Here is a 17,316-nt window from a genome sequence, read left to right on the forward strand (position 1 = left end):
CTAGGGTATGTATTGAACATTCCATGCGAGCTGCGCTAAGAGTCGCAACAGGCATAAGACATTCAGCACCATAGTTTTCTTTACCTCAAGTGATTGAGTCTTCGCTTACTTGAGTACGTTACCGAACATTTGCAAGGTCAATTGATATCCAATGTTGACCAACTGCGCATCGTAACGTTCACCTTCATCGCGCATAAAGGCGTGTTGCCCGTTGAACTCATGCCAGGTGTAGTGCAGTCCAGGTACTGCCGCAAAGCGGTTGTACAGTTCGGCGCGCTTGTCCCCAGGGATATGTGGATCCTGCTTGCCCCAGATCATGAGCAACTCGCCCTTGATCTCGTTGATGCGATCCATACTGTGCTGGCCTGGCTTGTTAGGAATAATGTTGGTGTGCAAATCGGTGGCATAGAAACAGGCCGTCGCCTTCACTTCTGGCTGCAATGCAGCACGGAAAGCCAGGTGACCACCAATGCAGAAGCCAGCAGCCCCCAGGTTGCCGTCATACCAGGATTGCGCATTCAGGTAATCAATCATCGCGCGGTTGTCCGTGTCGTAAGCTTGTACGTCCTTGGCCATTTTATCGGCATTGCCTTTGTCACGGCCAGCATCGTCATAGCCCAATACCGTGCCGATCGGATTTAACTCATGAAACACTTCCGGCACCAGCACTGCGTAGCCATGGCCGGCCAAAAAGCGCGCAGCGCGCTCAATCGGGCCAGTCTGCTGGAAGATCTCGGAATAAAACAAAACCGCAGGCACTTTGCCATCGTGTTTTGGACGATGAACATACGTACGCATCACCCCGGTTGGAGTGTTCAAATCGACGATTTCGCTTGTAATCAGCATGGTAAATCCTTAGACAATCAAAAATATCGGCTATTCTAGCGCTGTTTGCATGGCATTTCACGGGTAATATGGCCTTGAATGTGAATTTTTTGCATTTTTTGGGCTGAAAATGAATCACACTCATTGAGTGACAATGCGATATCTGGAGTGCGTATGCGCCATTCATCTTATATATATTTGCTATCAGTATGCTTACTACTTGCACGCACCGCGCTTGCTGAACCAGATCACGAACTGGTTTACCGCCTCAAAGCCTCTGTGGTCAAAGTCCATGCCATGACCGCCAGTGGCGGGCACGGCGTCGGCAGTGGTGTGGTGGTGGATAAAGATACCGTGGCCACCAACTGCCATGTACTAGCCAACAGTAGTGGCATCAGCATTTCCAAATTTGGCGATAGCATCAGTCCGACAGGCATGATTGCCGACTGGCGACATGATATCTGCCTGCTTAAATTCCAGTATCTTGAATTACCTGCCGTCAAAATGACTTCTGCGGCATCATTACATTACGGCGATGAAGTCTTTTCCATCGGCTTTCCTGGTGGCCCACCCAAACCGCAAACCATTAGCGGCAAGGTGCGCGCCTTATACCCTTATGATGACAGTCTGATTGTACGTACGGACGCCGCGTTTGTCATGGGCTCGAGTGGCAGCCCCACCTTTAACCAGGCGGGCGAACTCGTTTCTTTAAGCACGTTTAAAAGCCCGGGCAAACAGGCTTATTTTTACAGTGTGCCTGTCGAATGGATAGGAGCACTCATTCATAAAGAGGCGGCAACCACTACCGTACCTGCTGAACCTCCTTTCTGGGATTCGCCTCTGGAAGCCAGGCCTTACTGGATGCAAGTGGTCCAGCCTTACCAAAGTGGCGACTGGTCATCGCTAGAAAAGATTTCCCGTTTATGGCTCACCCAACAACCCACCTCATCAGAAGCCTTTTTTTACCTCGCCAGCGCATTGCATGGGCAGGGCAAACTGAGTGAAGCACAACAGGCCTATGAACGCGCGACCACCTTGCAGCCTGCGCACATTGATGCCTGGAGCGGCCTTGCCCTGCTGGCGCAACAAACACAGCAGCCTGCCCTCCTGGCCAGCGCCGAGCAACATATCCAGCTGCTGGACAGCCAAGCCTGGCCGGATGTACAGCAGCGCCTGCAAGAGGTGCGCTAGCATCATCAAGCGCGGCGGCTCTGATAGAATACGGTTTTTTGATGTTTACCAGATTGCATACTTATGACCTCTCGCAACCAGCAACTGTTTGAAAAATCCCAGCAACTGATTCCCGGTGGCGTCAACTCACCGGTTAGGGCTTTCCGTAGCGTAGGAGGCACGCCTATTTTTTTCAAAAAAGGACTGGGCTCCAGGTTGTGGGATGCAGATGGCAAGGAATACATTGATTACATCAACTCCTGGGGACCGATGATTTTAGGCCATGCGCATCCTGAAGTGATCGCCGCCGTGCAACAAGCAGCCGCCAACAGCCTGAGTTTCGGCGCGCCGACTGGCCTCGAACTCGAAATGGCCGAGCTGATTAACAAACTGGTGCCCAGCATGGAGCAGGTCCGCCTGGTCAGTAGCGGCACCGAAGCCACCATGAGCGCCATCCGCGTGGCGCGTGGCTTTACCAAACGCAACAAAATCATCAAATTTGAAGGCTGTTACCACGGCCACGCCGATGCTCTGCTGGTGAAAGCCGGTTCCGGCCTACTAACGTTTGGCGAGCCGAGTTCCGCTGGCGTGCCGCCAGAAGTGGCCGCTCATACGCTGACACTGGATTACAACAATACGCAAATGCTGAAAGACACCTTTTCCAGCATTGGTGATGAAATTGCCTGTGTGATTCTCGAGCCTGTGGTTGGCAATATGAACCTGATTGTCCCCCACCAGGAGTTCCTGCAAACCTTGCGTGAACTTTGTACAAAACACGGCACGGTATTGATTTTCGATGAAGTCATGACTGGTTTCCGCGTGGCACTGGGCGGCGCACAAGCCTTGTATGGCATCACACCAGACATGACCACCTTGGGCAAAGTGATCGGTGGCGGTTTGCCTGTTGGTGCCTTTGGTGGTCGCAAAGACATCATGAGCGTGCTGGCACCCTTGGGGCCGGTCTATCAGGCGGGCACACTGTCTGGCAACCCGGTGGCAGTGACTGCAGGCCTGACTACGCTGAAACTGATCCAGGCGCCAGGTTTTTACGATCAACTAACCGCGCAAACAGCCAAACTCATGGATGGCTTGAAACAAGCGGCACAAAAAGCAGGCGTGACGTTCAGCGCCCAAAGCGTGGGTGGCATGTTTGGCCTCTATTTCAGTGCAAGCAACCCGACCAGTTATGCCGAAATGATGCAGGCTGACAAAACGGCCTTTAACAAATTTTTCCATAGCATGCTGGATAGCGGCATTTATTTGGGCCCATCGGCGTTTGAAGCTGGCTTTGTGTCGGCCGCGCATACGGACGCCGATATTGAACAAACTGTACAGGCGGCAACCTCCGCATTTGCTGGCTTGTAAGACAAGCCTTATCAAATCAGGCAATGATGAATGCCTGCCACACCATTCAAGAGGCTGTGGCAGGCATCTGTGTCAACTCTTTGTAGCGGCCAGCCCCCCATCTTTCAGACGAAAGAAAATACTTGCCTATAATACGTCGACATTTTCTTACAACCAACCCTTCCGCCTCACTTCCTCTACCCCAATTACCACCAAACACACCCGCAGAATCTTCACTACAGTACACTCAGTCACGTTTTAAATTGGTAAATAAAAACCATTCTCAATTGAAATGCAAAAAAAGTTTTATGCGCCATTTAACGCATGCTAAACAATTGAAATTGCTAAACTTTAACGGTATCATTGAAGGTTCCTCCAAATGTTTTGTAAGTGAAGAATCTGGCAATGGACATGCAGTCTGACAACAACGTGATGAGTGCTTCTCAAGATACCGCAACCGCTCTGGACGACCAGCTTGGTTTAGCTCCGCAATCCCAGGGTTTATATGACAGACGCCACGAGAAAGATAGCTGTGGCGTAGGTTTTGTCGCCCATATTAAAGGCCAGAAAAGCCATGATATCGTCGCCAAGGGCCTGCAGCTGCTGGATAACCTGACCCATCGCGGCGCGACCGGTTACGACCCCAAACTGGGTGACGGTGCAGGTTTGCTGATGCAAATGCCTGACACCTTCATGCGTGAAGAAGCCGCTAAACTGGGCATGACATTGCCAGCTGCCGGTCAATATGCGGTTGGCCAGGCCTTCTTGCCACAAAATGCAGCCAATCGCGCCAAATGCGAAGCCATTTTTGCGCAGATCATCGCTGAAGAAAACCAGACATTGCTGGGCTGGCGTGATGTGCCTGTCGACAACAGCAATATTGCGGATGCTGCACGCGCGGTTGAGCCTACGATGCGCCAGGTATTTATTGCCAGCACGGTTGCCGACAACAATGCCTTTGAGCGTAAATGTTTTGTGATCCGCAAGCGGATCGAGCATGCAATTCGTGCGCTGAACCTGCAAGACAAAGCCCAGTTCTACATGCCCTCTTTCTCTTCCCGCACCATTGTCTACAAGGGCATGCTGCTGGCTAACGAAGTCGGTGTGTACTATAAAGATCTCAAAGACGAGCGCGTGGTCTCCGCATTAGCGCTGGTACACCAACGTTTTTCTACCAACACCTTCCCGGCCTGGGATCTGGCACATCCATTCCGCATGATTGCGCACAACGGTGAAATCAACACCGTACAGGGCAACGTCAACTGGATGACGGCCCGTCACGAAACAATCAAGTCTGCCGTGTTGGGTGAAGACCTGGAAAAATTGTGGCCACTGATTGTAGAAGGCCAGTCCGACTCTGCCTGTTTCGACAACTGTTTGGAATTGCTGGTGGCTGGCGGCTATAGCCTGCCTCACGCCATGATGATGCTGATTCCGGAAGCCTGGAACAACAACCCACTGATGGATGAAGACCGCCGCGCGTTTTACGAGTACCACGCTGCGATTATGGAACCATGGGATGGCCCAGCTGCCGTTGCGTTTACTGACGGCAAGATGATTGGTGCCACGCTTGATCGTAACGGTTTGCGTCCAGCACGTTACCTGGTGACTGAAGATGACATCGTCATGATGGCGTCTGAAATGGGTGTCATTACCTTCCCACAAGAAAAAATCGTCAAGAAATGGCGTTTGCAGCCAGGCAAAATGTTGTTGATCGACATGGAGCAGGGCCGCATCATCGACGATGAAGAAGTTAAAACCGAATTGGCCAAGGCGAAACCTTACCGCCAATGGATTGAGCAAACACGTTTCCACCTGGCTGAACTACCAAGCGTAGGCGCGGGCGAAATCAGCCTGAAGGCTGATTTGCTGGATACGCAGCAAGCGTTTGGCTACTCACAGGAAGACCTGAAGTTTGTATTGCAGCCGATGATAGACAACGGCGAAGAAGGCTCTGGCTCTATGGGTAACGACGCGGCATTGCCCGTGTTGTCCAACAAAGCCAAAACCTTGTATAACTACTTCAAGCAGTTGTTTGCCCAGGTGACCAACCCGCCAATTGACCCGATTCGTGAAGAGCTGGTCATGTCTTTGGTAACATTTATTGGCCCTAAACCTAACCTGTTGGCAGTGGATGAAACCAACCCGCCATTACGTTTGGAGAGTAGCCAACCAGTATTGAGCCTGGATGGACTGGAAAAACTCAAACAAATCGAAACGCTGACCAAAGGCCAGTTCAAGTCTATCGTACTCGACCTGACTTACGATGCGGCCAACGGCAAAGACGGCATGAAGCAAGCGCTGGACATCTTGCATGACCAGGCAGAAAAAGCCGTTCACGACGGTTACAACGTATTAATCCTGTCTGACCGTGCCGTGTCGGCCAGCCGAATCGCGATTCCAGCCTTGCTGGCCTGTTCCGCGACGCATGAATTCCTGGTTAAAGCTGGACTGCGTACCAGCACAGGTCTGGTCATTGATACCGGTTCTGCACGTGAAGTGCATCACTTTGCCCTGCTGGCCGGTTACGGCGCTGAAGCCGTCTGCCCATGGCTGGTCTATGAAACCATGAAGACATTGACCAGCGACGTTGAAAAAGCTGGCAAGAACTTCGTTAAGGCGATCGGCAAAGGCTTATACAAAGTCATGTCCAAAATGGGCATTTCGACTTACCAGTCTTACTGTGGCGCACAGATTTTTGAAGCCATTGGCTTGAATAGCCAGTTTGTAAACGACTACTTCACTGGCACTGTCAGCCAGATTGAAGGCATAGGCCTGGAGCAAGTTGCCGAGGAAACTGTGCGCATGCATCAACAGGCTTTCGGTAATGATCCTGTGCTGTCCAACGCACTGGAAGCAGGTGGCGAGTACGCCTTCCGCGTGCGTGGTGAAGAACACTTGTGGACACCGATGTCCATCAGCAAATTGCAAAATGCGACCCGCACTGGCAAATACGAAACCTACAAAGAATATGCTGCACTGATTAACGACCAGACCCGCCGTCATATGACATTGCGCGGCCTGTTCGAAATTAAATCCGCTGGTAAAGCGATTCCACTGGATCAAGTGGAGTCCGCCAAGGAAATCGTCAAACGCTTTGCGACGGGCGCCATGTCCTTGGGTTCTATTTCCACTGAAGCGCACGCCACGTTGGCAATCGCCATGAACCGTATTGGTGGTAAATCCAACACTGGCGAAGGCGGTGAAGACGTTAAACGCTTCATTCCGGTACAAGTAGATTCCAGCATTGCCAAAGTGTTGGGTTCTGACCTGATCGAGGCCGATGTGGCCCTAAAAGCAGGCGACTCCCTGCGTTCACGCATCAAGCAAGTGGCTTCCGGCCGCTTTGGCGTCACCGCAGAGTACCTGTCTAGCGCTGACCAGATCCAGATCAAAATGGCGCAAGGTGCCAAGCCTGGTGAAGGTGGTCAGTTACCTGGTCACAAGGTTTCACCATACATTGCGAAATTGCGTTTCTCTGTGCCTGGCGTGGGCTTGATTTCACCACCGCCACACCATGACATTTACTCCATTGAAGATCTGGCACAGTTGATTCACGATTTGAAAAACGCCAATCCTAAAGCGTCTATCTCTGTCAAACTGGTGTCTGAAACCGGGATTGGTACAGTCGCTGCAGGTGTTGCCAAAGCCAAGTCCGATCACATTGTGGTCGCAGGCCACGACGGTGGTACGGGTGCTTCACCGATTTCATCCATCAAGCATGCTGGTACGCCATGGGAATTAGGTTTGGCCGAAACCCAGCAAACCCTGGTCTTGAACCAGTTGCGTGGCCGCGTGGTGGTACAGGTGGATGGCCAGATGAAAACTGGCCGCGACGTGCTGATTGGCGCCCTGCTGGGTGCCGATGAGTTCGGTTTTGCCACCGCGCCGCTAGTGGTTGAAGGCTGTATCATGATGCGTAAGTGTCACCTGAACACCTGTCCGGTTGGCGTCGCGACACAAGATCCCGAGTTACGCAAGAAATTTACCGGCCAGCCTGAGCATGTGGTGAACTACTTCTTCTTTGTAGCTGAAGAAGTGCGCGAACTGATGGCCAGCATTGGGATTGCCAAGTTTGATGACCTGATTGGCCGTGCCGACTTGCTGGACATGAAAGCGGGTATTGAGCACTGGAAAATCAATGGCCTGGACTTCAGCAAGGTATTCCACTTGCCAGACATGCCAGCCAGCGTCTCACGTAAGAACAATGACGTGCAGGACCATGGTCTGGTTAAGGCGCTGGACAACAAATTGATTGAGCTGGCTAAACCAGCCCTGGAAAAAGGCGAAAAGGTCAGCATTGACCTGCCTATCGTAAATACCAACCGTACCGTAGGTACCATGCTGTCTCATGAAGTGGCGAGCCGGTATGGTCATGATGGTTTGCCAGATGGCACCATCAGCGTTAAGTTTACTGGTACCTCCGGCCAGAGTTTCGCCGCATTCCTGGCCAAAGGTATTACCTTTGAACTAACGGGCGAAGGTAATGACTACGTAGGTAAAGGCCTGTGTGGTGGCCGCATCATTATCAAACCACCAGCAACCTTCCGCGGCTTGTCATACGAGAACATTATTGTCGGCAACACTGTCATGTATGGTGCAACTACTGGCCAAAGCTTCTTCAGTGGCGTGGCTGGCGAGCGCTTCTGTGTACGTAACTCAGGCGCAACTGCCGTGGTCGAAGGCGTGGGCAACCATGGCTGTGAATACATGACTGGCGGTACCGTGCTGGTGCTAGGTCAAACCGGCCAGAACTTCGCAGCCGGCATGAGTGGTGGCATCGCTTACGTCTATGACATCGACGGCCAGTTCGCCCAGCGCTGCAACATGAGCATGGTGTCACTGGAAAAGGTCGAAGCTGCCGAAGCCGATGTAGGCAAAGTGCAGCATCTGGGTCAGCCTGATGAAGTCATTCTGAAAGGCCTGATTGAGCAGCATTTGGCACTGACAGGCAGTCCACGTGCCAAAGAGCTGCTGGCTGACTGGCCGATTTCACGTGCGAAATTCGTGAAAGTATTCCCTAACGAATACAAACGCGCACTGACCGAAATGGCTGCAGCTTCTGCCAAACAAGCCGCTTAATCGTTTTTGTTAATTGAATGCCCCGCCAAAAGCGGGGCCTTGTTAAGGTTGCGCGTGAACGACGCAACAGGGAAGAGATGATTTCACATGGGTAAAGTCACAGGTTTTATGGAATTTGACCGTCTGGCAGAAGAAAATCTGCCAGTGAAAGAGCGCGTCAAAAACTACAAAGAGTTCGTCCTGCATTTGACAGACGACCAGGCCAAACAGCAAGGTGCCCGCTGCATGGATTGCGGCATCCCTTTCTGTACCACTGGCTGTCCGATCAACAACATCATTCCGGACTGGAATGACCTGGTATATCACCAGGACTGGCGCACCGCGATTGATGTGTTGCACTCCACCAACAACTTCCCTGATTTTACCGGCCGTATTTGCCCGGCACCATGTGAGGCGGCCTGTACGCTCAACATTAACAACGATGCCGTCGGAATCAAATCCATCGAGCACGCGATTATCGACAAAGCCTGGGAAAACGGTTGGGTCACTCCACAGATCAACCCAAACAAAACCGGCAAGAAAATTGCAATTGTAGGCTCAGGCCCGGCAGGCCTGGCAGCCGCCCAACAATTAGCACGTGCAGGTCATGAAGTTACCGTGTTTGAGAAAAATGACCGTATCGGTGGCTTGCTGCGCTACGGCATCCCAGACTTTAAACTGGACAAATCCAATATTGACCGCCGCATCGCTCAAATGGAAGCCGAAGGCGTGACCTTCAAGGTCAACCAGAATGTAGGCGAAAACGTGAGTGCCGCTGATCTGGAACGCGATTTTGATGCGGTCATCCTCGCAGGTGGTGCTGAATTACCTCGCGACCTGCCTGTGCCAGGCCGTGAACTGGATGGCGTACATTTCGCCATGGATTTCCTGACACCAAACAACAAGATGGTGGCAGGTGACAATGTGCCCAACCAGATCAAGGCGACAGGCAAGCACGTGGTGGTGATTGGTGGCGGTGACACCGGTTCTGACTGCGTGGGCACTTCCAACCGCCACGGCGCAGCCAGCATCACGCAATTCGAGTTGATGCCACAACCGCCAGAAAAAGAAAATAAATCCCTGGTATGGCCAAACTGGCCACTCAAAATGCGGACTTCCAGCTCACACGAAGAAGGGGCAGCGCGTGACTGGTCGATCACCACCAAAGAGCTGATCGGCGAGAACGGAAAATTGACCGCACTCAAAGGCGCACGTGTAGAGTGGAAAGACGGCAAAATGGTTGAAGTGCCTGGTTCTGAATTCACCATTAAGGCTGATCTGGTATTCCTGGCCATGGGCTTTGTTTCACCAGTACAAAAAGTGCTGGACGCCTTTGGTGTGGAAAAAGATAATCGTGGCAATGCCAAAGCGACTACTGAAGGTGAAGGCTGCTACAAAACCAGCAAGGCCAAAGTGTTTGCTGCGGGCGATATTCGCCGTGGTCAATCCCTGGTAGTGTGGGCTATCCGTGAAGGCCGTCAGTGCGCACGTGAAGTCGATGCGTTCCTAATGGGCAGCTCTACCCTGCCACGTTAATACAGCGACACCGCAACATGCCTAAAACGCCGATGCCTGTCATCGGCGTTTTTATTTGTCATATCGCAAAAAAACCGCATTCTTTCAGATAAAACAACAGCTTGGCCTTTATAATCATGTTTTTAGATGTTGTTGGCATGAACACAACAACCCACGCAACCGAAACCAGAGCAAATGACCACTCTCCAAAACGACACCTTCTTGCGCGCCCTGTTACGCCAACCTACTGAATACACGCCAGTCTGGATGATGCGTCAGGCTGGGCGTTACCTGCCGGAATACCGTGAAAGCCGTAAAACCGCGGGCAGTTTTATGCAATTATGCCAAAGCCCGGCATTTGCGACCGAAGTGACTCTGCAACCGTTGGACCGTTATCCACAACTAGATGCTGCCATCTTGTTTAGCGACATCCTAACCGTGCCAGACGCCATGGGCTTGGGCTTGTATTTTGAAGAAGGCGAGGGCCCTAAATTTGAGCGGACTTTGCAAGCTGAGGAAGATATCCTCAAACTTGAAGTGCCTGACATGGCCAAGCTGCAATATGTGTTTGACGCTGTCAGTAGCATCCGTAAGGCATTAAATGGCCGCGTGCCCTTGATCGGTTTCTCCGGCAGCCCATGGACTCTGGCGACCTATATGGTAGAAGGCAAAGGTGGCACGGACTTCCTGGCTACAAAAAAAATGGGATATGCCAGACCAGAGCTGCTGCATCGCATTCTGGACATCACTGCACAAACGGTGACTCAGTATCTCAACGCGCAAATTGCTGCGGGTGCCCAAGCCGTGATGATTTTCGACTCCTGGGGCGGCGCACTTTCGCATGATGCTTATACCGAGTTTTCACTCAACTATATGCAAAAAATTGTCTCTGGCCTGACCAAGACAGCCGAAGGCAAAACAGTGCCTAGCATCGTCTTTACCAAAGGGGGCGGTTTGTGGCTGGAAGCACAAGCGGCCATCGGCGCAGATGCCCTTGGGCTGGACTGGACAGTAGACCTTGGTCAAGCGCGCCAGCGCGTGGGTAACAAAGTGGCGCTGCAAGGCAATATGGATCCGGCCATTCTACTGAGCTCACCAGCAGCGATTGAAAAAGAAGTGGCCCGTATACTGGCTAGCTACGGAAACGGTCACGGGCATATCTTTAATCTTGGCCATGGCATCACGCAGTGGACACCGCCAGAGCATGCCGCCTGCATGCTGGAAACCCTGCGCAAACTGAGTCCGACATATCATCAATCACTTAGAGCCTGTTAACACAGCAATCACAAAAAAGCCCCTCCATGTGACGGGGCTTTTTAATAACCAGTAAAGTGTGACTACTTCAGAGACATTCTGGACATGGTCTCATCCTTGTCAATGAATTTGTGCTTGAGCGCACCCAACACATGCACAATCAGCAACACAACCAACAGATTAGCACCAAACTCATGTAACTCCTCATAAGTATGACGCATCGCTTTATCATCCACACCATCAAGAACATGCAATCCAAACCAGTTGATTCCAAACTTGCTATTCAGTGACATCAGCAATCCCGTCAGCGGAATCGCAATCATGAGCAAGTAAAACAAGTGATGCGTACCCGTCGCCAACTTTCGCTCCCAAACACGATAGCTACTCAGCATCACAGGTGGCTTATGGGTAATTCGCCAATACAGTCTTAACAATACCAGCGCAAACAGTGTGAGACCGACAGATTTGTGAAGATTAAAATAAAACATGCGTGGACTGCCTGGCTCGGAGAGTTGCCAGGTATAAAGTCCCCAGTCAAACAAGTCGAATGCGATTTGCTTGGGGCCATCTTTTGGTAAGTCAGTCATATACCAACCCAATCCAATCATGAAGAAAATGGCAAGGGCAATCAGCCAGTGCAAAATAATCGCCACTTTGGTGTAACGCTGGGTTGAACTCATTGAATCTCCTTTGTTGGTTGAGGTGACCAGCCTGTGACAGTGGTCACTTTGATGCCACGCATGAATTGTTTATGATGCATGAATCATTCATGGGTGAGCCGTCATGTTATCAAAAATCAACCGTTTTGGTGTGTGTCTTGCATACCTATTTGTAACACTGTGTAGCCAAGCCTGGGCCCAAGACTTTGAATTTAAACAGGTTGCGGACGGCATCTATGTGCACCACGGCAAACATCTCGATATTGATGAAGGCTATCAGGGGGATATCTGTAACCTCGGCGTCATTATCGGCCACGAAGCGATTGCTGTGATTGACAGTGGCGGCAGCAAACATACCGGCGAACAGTTACTCGCCGCCATTCGCCGCATCAGCCCTTTGCCCATCCGATATGTCATCAACACCCATGTTCACCCTGACCATACCTATGGTAACGCTGCTTTTCAAAATGGGACCACCCACTTTGTGGGACACGAAAAATTAGGGACCAACATGCTGCTGCGTAAGGAACAATATGAAAAGCTAAACACTCGGCTACTCGGGGCTGACGGCGCGGCCAGCAGCACCATCCCCCCGGACACACTGGTGCATGCCGAACAAACACTAGACCTAGGCAATCGCGTTTTGCAGTTACAAGCACGCAAGGTGGCGCATACGCATACCGACCTGACAATCTTGGACATACAAAGCAACACCCTGTTTGCCGGTGACCTGCTGTTTGCACAACGGACGCCGGTGGTTGAAGGCGATCTCAAAGGCTTGATTGCAGTGCTTGAACAGATCAATCAGCAACAATACTCCCTCATCGTACCAGGTCATGGGCTTGAGAGCACTGATCAGAAGACCATCATCGGTAACGAGTTACGCTACCTGAACTTGTTATTGACAGATATCCGTAACAACATTAAAAAAGGCATCAGTATGGAGCAAACCATGGACACCGCAGCGGCGGCTGAGCGCGACAAATGGCAATTATTCGATGTTGCCAACCGACGAAATGTCAATGTGATTTACCCGCAACTGGAGTGGGAATAATGCTAGCCTTTATCGCTGATCATTTAGAAAATGATACAGCCATCAGGTTTTAAGACATAACGGCAATACGCTTCATCCATAGTTTGTAAGATTAGCCTCTACATATGGATATCTTACGTCCTCCAGTGTCTTCAGTATGGACTCAAAAATCAATTTTGTTATATTCTGGTCTCTGGGCAGTGATTAACGTGAGTACGCTTTGGTTAATATCAGTAGCGAGGGCAACAAAACCATATTTGCCATAACGGCAAACAACAAACCACTGACAACAACCAAAGCCAACGGGTACTCAATTTCATATCCTGAAATTGGACCCTTAAATATGATCGGCATTAAAGCCATCGTTGTTGCTAAACTTGTCATAGCGATTGCTCTAGTTCGGTTTGATATCGCAGATATTAGAATTTCCTTTGTTATCGCGGAGTTCTGTGACTGTTGCTGAACATTTGAAATAATCAAAATACCGTTTCTTGCTGCAATCCCAATCACGGCAATGAGTCCGATCATGGCACCCAAAGAAGTGACTCCGCCGGAAAACCATATTCCCAGAACGCCTCCCGCAATTGCAAACGGTAGCATTGCAAACAACATCAGTGTCAATCGCACTGATTTAAACGACATTTTAATCAATATAAAAACCACGATAAGCGCCAAGCATGTATATGCGATGAGCGTTTGAGTTGCAGACCGCTGCTCAGTGAATTCGCCCATGAATTTAATGTAATAACCTGCTGGCAACTGGATGTGTGAGACCTTGTTTTCAATTAATGTTGCAACGCTACCTATGTCTTTTCCTGAAACATTGGCAGAGATGTCAATTTTCCGTGAAGCGGACTCTCTTTTTACCTCGTTTGGTGTGGGTTGCACATACACATCTGCCACGTCTGAGAGCTGTAACATGGCACCTGTTGGGCTAACTAGTTGCAACTTTCTTAGCGACATCAAGTTATCACGTACTGGATGATTGCTGATAAGACGCACATTAAAGCGCGACTGACCCATCAGTATTTCGCCCTGTACTTTGCCTTGTGACATCAAAGCGAGTGCCTGTTTAATGTCAGCCTCATTGATCCCATATTGAGCAGCCTGGGCATGTTTGATACGCACATGAATTTGTGGCACCAGACCCTGTGCCTCTACCTTGAGATCTATCACCCCATCTAAAGAGGCCATTGCTTGGCGTATTTCTTCGGCTTTGTTTCTGAGCGTGTCCAGATCATCGCCAAACAATCTGATCACAATGCTCGCACTGTTACCAGACATGACCTCCTTGGTGCGCTCCTTCAGATAGGTTTGTACATCCGTAAAAATGCCGGTGTATCCAGAGATTGTTTGATTGATTTTTTGTACCGTTTCTTCGTAAGGGACATTTGGCGCAATGCTAACCCAGAGTTCACCAAAATTCGGACCAACCACTTCATCGGCGACCTCAGTGCGGCCGATATGTGCCCCTAGGTTTCTCACGCCATCAATTTGCATCAATTCCTCACTGGCGCGAACAGTCATTTTCTTCATCTGTTCAACAGATGTCGTTGGGCGCGAAACAAAGTGCATTAAAAAATCGCGCTCTTTAAACGCCGGAATAAATTCCGACCCCAGAAATGGCACACTAGCCATGAGCAAACACAATGCAATTAGCGAACCAAACACAATTTTTTTGGGTTGCTCCAGCATACGAGCCAACCATTTGCTTAAAAGGTCAAACTGTGGAGAAGCCGCATGAGAAATATGGCGCCCACTCTTTAACAGGCAATAGGCTAGCGCAGGGGTTAATATCAGGGCTACCAGCAGTGAGGCTGAGATCGCAAATAAGTAGCCATAGGCCAGTGGTTTAAAGAATGCTCCAGCAATGCCTTCCAGGAAAAACACAGGGATGAACACTGACATGACAATCAGCGTGGCATAGATCACTGCGCCTCTGACTTCATAAGAGGCTTGAACTATCACCTTCAGTAGTGATTTCGGGTGTTGGCTGCTCTGATTCGTTTCTACTGCGCGCAGTATATTCTCCATATCAATAATTGAGTCATCAACGACTTCGCCCAATGCAATCACCAGCCCTGCCAAGACCATGGTATTGATCGAGATGCCTAGCCAGGTAAGCATCAAGATAGCGGTCACCAAAGATATAGGAATAGCAATCAGACTAATCAGTGCTGGCCCAGGTCTGCGTAAAAACCAGAATAAAAGAATTGCAACTAACGCAATGCCAACCATTATGGCCTGTTTCAAGTGATCGATGGCCTGCTCAATAAAGGAGGCTGGTCTAAATATGGATGCATCCAAAGTCATCTCTTTTAAACCGGGTTTTAATTCTGCAAGTGCCCGATCAATCTCTGCAGTCACTTTCAGCGTGTTGGCATCTGGCTGTTTTTCAACAATCAACAATAAGCCGTCCCCGCGATTTATCACTGCATCACCAATAGGCATCGCATGATGCCACTCAACCTCAGCAACTTGTCCAAGTGTAATGGGAATTCCATGATTGATGCCCACGATCATGTCTTTGAATGCTTCTTTTGAGGTTGTGGGCCGGTCATAAGTGACAGCCAGTCTTTGCTGATCTGTATCCAGATAACCGGATCCTTCTGAATTGATTGCAGACGTCACTTGTTGACTGACCTGGGAAACTGTGAGTTGACACTCTGCAAGTTTGACTGGATCAAATTGAATATGCAGTTCAGGCTCGCGCAATCCCCAGATCGCCACATTGGCCACACCTGGAACAGACATCAAGCGAGGTCGTATTGTCCACAATGCTTCAGTGCTGAGTTCTTGGATGGATAAACGATCTGAAGTTAAGCCAATTTTTAATACCCGAGAGAGTGAAGATAATGAGGGCAGCATCACAGGGGGTTTCGCTGTTACGGGCAAGCGTTGGCTGACTAACAATAGTCGCTCTTGTACTGCCTGTCTGGCCTGATCAATCCGTGTATTGGCTTCAAATAACATGACCACAGAGGAGAGGCCAAGCACTGACTTTGAACGTAATGTTTTCAGATGCGGGATGCCATTCATGGCATGCTCAATCGGAATGGAAATAAGTTGCTCTGTTTCCAGGCTAGATAGCCCCGGTGCTTCTGTTTGAATCTCCACTTTGACTGGAGAAAACTCCGGGAAGACATCCATAGGCGTTTCTGGAATACACCGCAATCCAACCAGAATAAGTATGACTGCCAGGGTAATAACAAGATGGCGTAATTGAATTGCACGCAATGTCAGTTTTTTCAACATATTCAATCCACCCCTAGTGCGTATAGCCGGTTTCCAGCGCAAATAACTCTTGCGCGCCGTGAGACACTACAACTCTTCCTTGAATATCCGGTTTATTCACCACACATGTGTTTGAGGTATTGTCAGAGACGAAGACACGTTCACGGCGAAAATGTGTTTCATCCTCTTTGAGATAAATCCATTCACCGCCATACATATCGACCACAATCGCCGAACAGGGTAAGCTCAATGCCATCCGTGTTGGTTCTCGCTCAAGGATGTTGACACTGATTTTTTGCATGGCGGCGAGCTCCCCCATGTGGGAGGCTGCATATATGACCTTGCGCATCCCTGTTTGCAGATCGGCTTCTAGGGGCAGCGAGATTTTCTTTAAAGGGATTTCATTATCGCTAATGCCACGGTCTGCAATCCAGGCATCGTTTAATTGCAGGTTTTTAATCTGCGCTTGTGGAACGAACACAGTAACTAGCAATTGATTGGTACTGACAATATCCATTAATTGACTGCCTGCACCCAAGAGTTGGCCTGAAGTAAAATTAAGCTGACTGATGACACCTTCTTTAGCCGCTTTGATCACATATACGCCGCTCGCTCCATCTGCTACGGCTTGTTTAAGCAGTGCCTGTTTCTGTTGGATGGTATTGAGGTTGGTTTCCGCAATCGCTAAATTAGCCTGTGCATCATCGACACTCTTTTGACTGCCTACGTGTTGCAAAAATAACTGCCTGGCTCTGTTAAATACCAAACGGTTGGCTTCTACTTGTTCATGCGAAGATTTGAGCTGCCCCTCCGTATCTGAAAGATTGGTGAGCAAACTTAGTCTGGTTTCCGGGGTAACCACAGGTTTGATTTTGAACAATGTCTGCCCGGCTGTGACCTTATCTCCCAAATGCAATTTAGCATTCAACTCGACATACCCACTAAATGGCGTGATGTAGTGAGTGAGTGCTTGAGGCGCATATCCGATTTGTGCTGGATATAACTTTGAAGAAAGCGCTTTTGCCAAGCGTATTTCTTTAGTTTCCAATCCCAATTTCTTGATAGCGATGTTTGATAACGCGACCTGATTGAACTGATTTTCGTTGGCACTGATGGTTTCGGATATACCAAATACCGGGCATAGCATTAATATGCCTATGAGGCATGTGATGAAGTGATGTGACTTAATGACTATCATGTGGTGATTGATCGACATGATGA

The 17,316-nt window shown here is 49.8% G+C and carries 10 protein-coding genes; 6 read left to right on the forward strand and 4 right to left on the reverse strand.

The genetic code is table 11. The features are described from left to right. Positions 1-105: 105 nt before the first annotated feature. A complete protein-coding gene (locus F463_RS0113095; RefSeq protein WP_018987557.1) occupies positions 106-846 on the reverse strand; it encodes a dienelactone hydrolase family protein in 741 nt (246 codons plus the stop codon). 153 nt (positions 847-999) lie between these two features. Between F463_RS0113095 and F463_RS0113100 the strand changes: the two genes are divergently transcribed. The 5 genes from F463_RS0113100 (at position 1,000) to hemE (ending at position 11,190) form a co-directional block, all read left to right on the forward strand. Beyond that, positions 1,000-2,016 (forward strand): S1 family peptidase, encoded by a 1,017-nt coding sequence (locus F463_RS0113100; RefSeq protein ID WP_018987558.1) that lies wholly within the window; start codon positions 1,000-1,002, stop codon positions 2,014-2,016. 63 nt (positions 2,017-2,079) lie between these two features. Beyond that, a complete protein-coding gene (gene hemL / locus F463_RS0113105; protein ID WP_018987559.1) occupies positions 2,080-3,360 on the forward strand; it encodes a glutamate-1-semialdehyde 2,1-aminomutase in 1,281 nt (426 codons plus the stop codon). A 411-nt stretch (positions 3,361-3,771) separates the two neighbouring features. Continuing rightward, complete coding sequence (gene gltB, locus F463_RS0113115) at positions 3,772-8,421, forward strand: glutamate synthase large subunit (protein ID WP_425411193.1); 4,650 nt, start codon at positions 3,772-3,774, stop codon at positions 8,419-8,421. 87 nt (positions 8,422-8,508) lie between these two features. Continuing rightward, on the forward strand, positions 8,509-9,936 hold the full coding sequence (locus F463_RS0113120; RefSeq protein ID WP_018987562.1) for a glutamate synthase subunit beta: 1,428 nt from the start codon (positions 8,509-8,511) through the stop codon (positions 9,934-9,936). Between the two features lie 174 nt (positions 9,937-10,110). Further along, complete coding sequence (gene hemE / locus F463_RS0113125; RefSeq protein WP_018987563.1) at positions 10,111-11,190, forward strand: uroporphyrinogen decarboxylase; 1,080 nt, start codon at positions 10,111-10,113, stop codon at positions 11,188-11,190. Between the two features lie 62 nt (positions 11,191-11,252). Here the strand turns inward: hemE and F463_RS0113130 are convergent, their stop codons facing one another. Continuing rightward, positions 11,253-11,849 (reverse strand): cytochrome b, encoded by a 597-nt coding sequence (locus F463_RS0113130; RefSeq protein WP_018987564.1) that lies wholly within the window; start codon positions 11,847-11,849, stop codon positions 11,253-11,255. A gap of 103 nt (positions 11,850-11,952) precedes the next feature. Between F463_RS0113130 and F463_RS0113140 the strand changes: the two genes are divergently transcribed. After that, a complete protein-coding gene (locus F463_RS0113140; RefSeq protein WP_018987565.1) occupies positions 11,953-12,882 on the forward strand; it encodes a quinoprotein relay system zinc metallohydrolase 2 in 930 nt (309 codons plus the stop codon). Positions 12,883-13,065: 183 nt separating this feature from the next. Here F463_RS0113140 and F463_RS0113145 read toward each other — a convergent pair whose 3' ends face one another. Together F463_RS0113145 and F463_RS0113150 are read right to left on the reverse strand one after the other, a co-directional pair. Beyond that, positions 13,066-16,116, reverse strand: coding sequence for an efflux RND transporter permease subunit (locus F463_RS0113145; RefSeq protein ID WP_018987566.1), 3,051 nt, complete (start codon positions 16,114-16,116; stop codon positions 13,066-13,068). 13 nt (positions 16,117-16,129) lie between these two features. Continuing rightward, positions 16,130-17,311 carry an efflux RND transporter periplasmic adaptor subunit gene (locus F463_RS0113150; protein WP_081620834.1) on the reverse strand — a complete coding sequence of 394 codons (1,182 nt, stop codon included), beginning with the start codon at positions 17,309-17,311 and terminating at the stop codon, positions 16,130-16,132. Positions 17,312-17,316: the final 5 nt, after the last annotated feature.

It is taken from the genome of Methylophilus methylotrophus DSM 46235 = ATCC 53528 (genome assembly GCF_000378225.1).
In the GTDB taxonomy this organism is placed as follows: domain Bacteria; phylum Pseudomonadota; class Gammaproteobacteria; order Burkholderiales; family Methylophilaceae; genus Methylophilus; species Methylophilus methylotrophus.

Coding starts and splice junctions, on each gene's coding strand:
- gltB (WP_425411193.1), top strand. CDS start 3,772: ATGAGTGCTTCTCAAGATACCGCAACCGCTCTGGACGACCAGCTTGGT.
- F463_RS0113100 (WP_018987558.1), top strand. CDS start 1,000: ATGCGCCATTCATCTTATATATATTTGCTATCAGTATGCTTACTACTT.
- F463_RS0113145 (WP_018987566.1), bottom strand. CDS start 16,116: ATGTTGAAAAAACTGACATTGCGTGCAATTCAATTACGCCATCTTGTT.
- F463_RS0113095 (WP_018987557.1), bottom strand. CDS start 846: ATGCTGATTACAAGCGAAATCGTCGATTTGAACACTCCAACCGGGGTG.
- F463_RS0113150 (WP_081620834.1), bottom strand. CDS start 17,311: ATGTCGATCAATCACCACATGATAGTCATTAAGTCACATCACTTCATC.
- F463_RS0113120 (WP_018987562.1), top strand. CDS start 8,509: ATGGGTAAAGTCACAGGTTTTATGGAATTTGACCGTCTGGCAGAAGAA.
- F463_RS0113130 (WP_018987564.1), bottom strand. CDS start 11,849: ATGAGTTCAACCCAGCGTTACACCAAAGTGGCGATTATTTTGCACTGG.
- hemL (WP_018987559.1), top strand. CDS start 2,080: ATGACCTCTCGCAACCAGCAACTGTTTGAAAAATCCCAGCAACTGATT.
- hemE (WP_018987563.1), top strand. CDS start 10,111: ATGACCACTCTCCAAAACGACACCTTCTTGCGCGCCCTGTTACGCCAA.
- F463_RS0113140 (WP_018987565.1), top strand. CDS start 11,953: ATGTTATCAAAAATCAACCGTTTTGGTGTGTGTCTTGCATACCTATTT.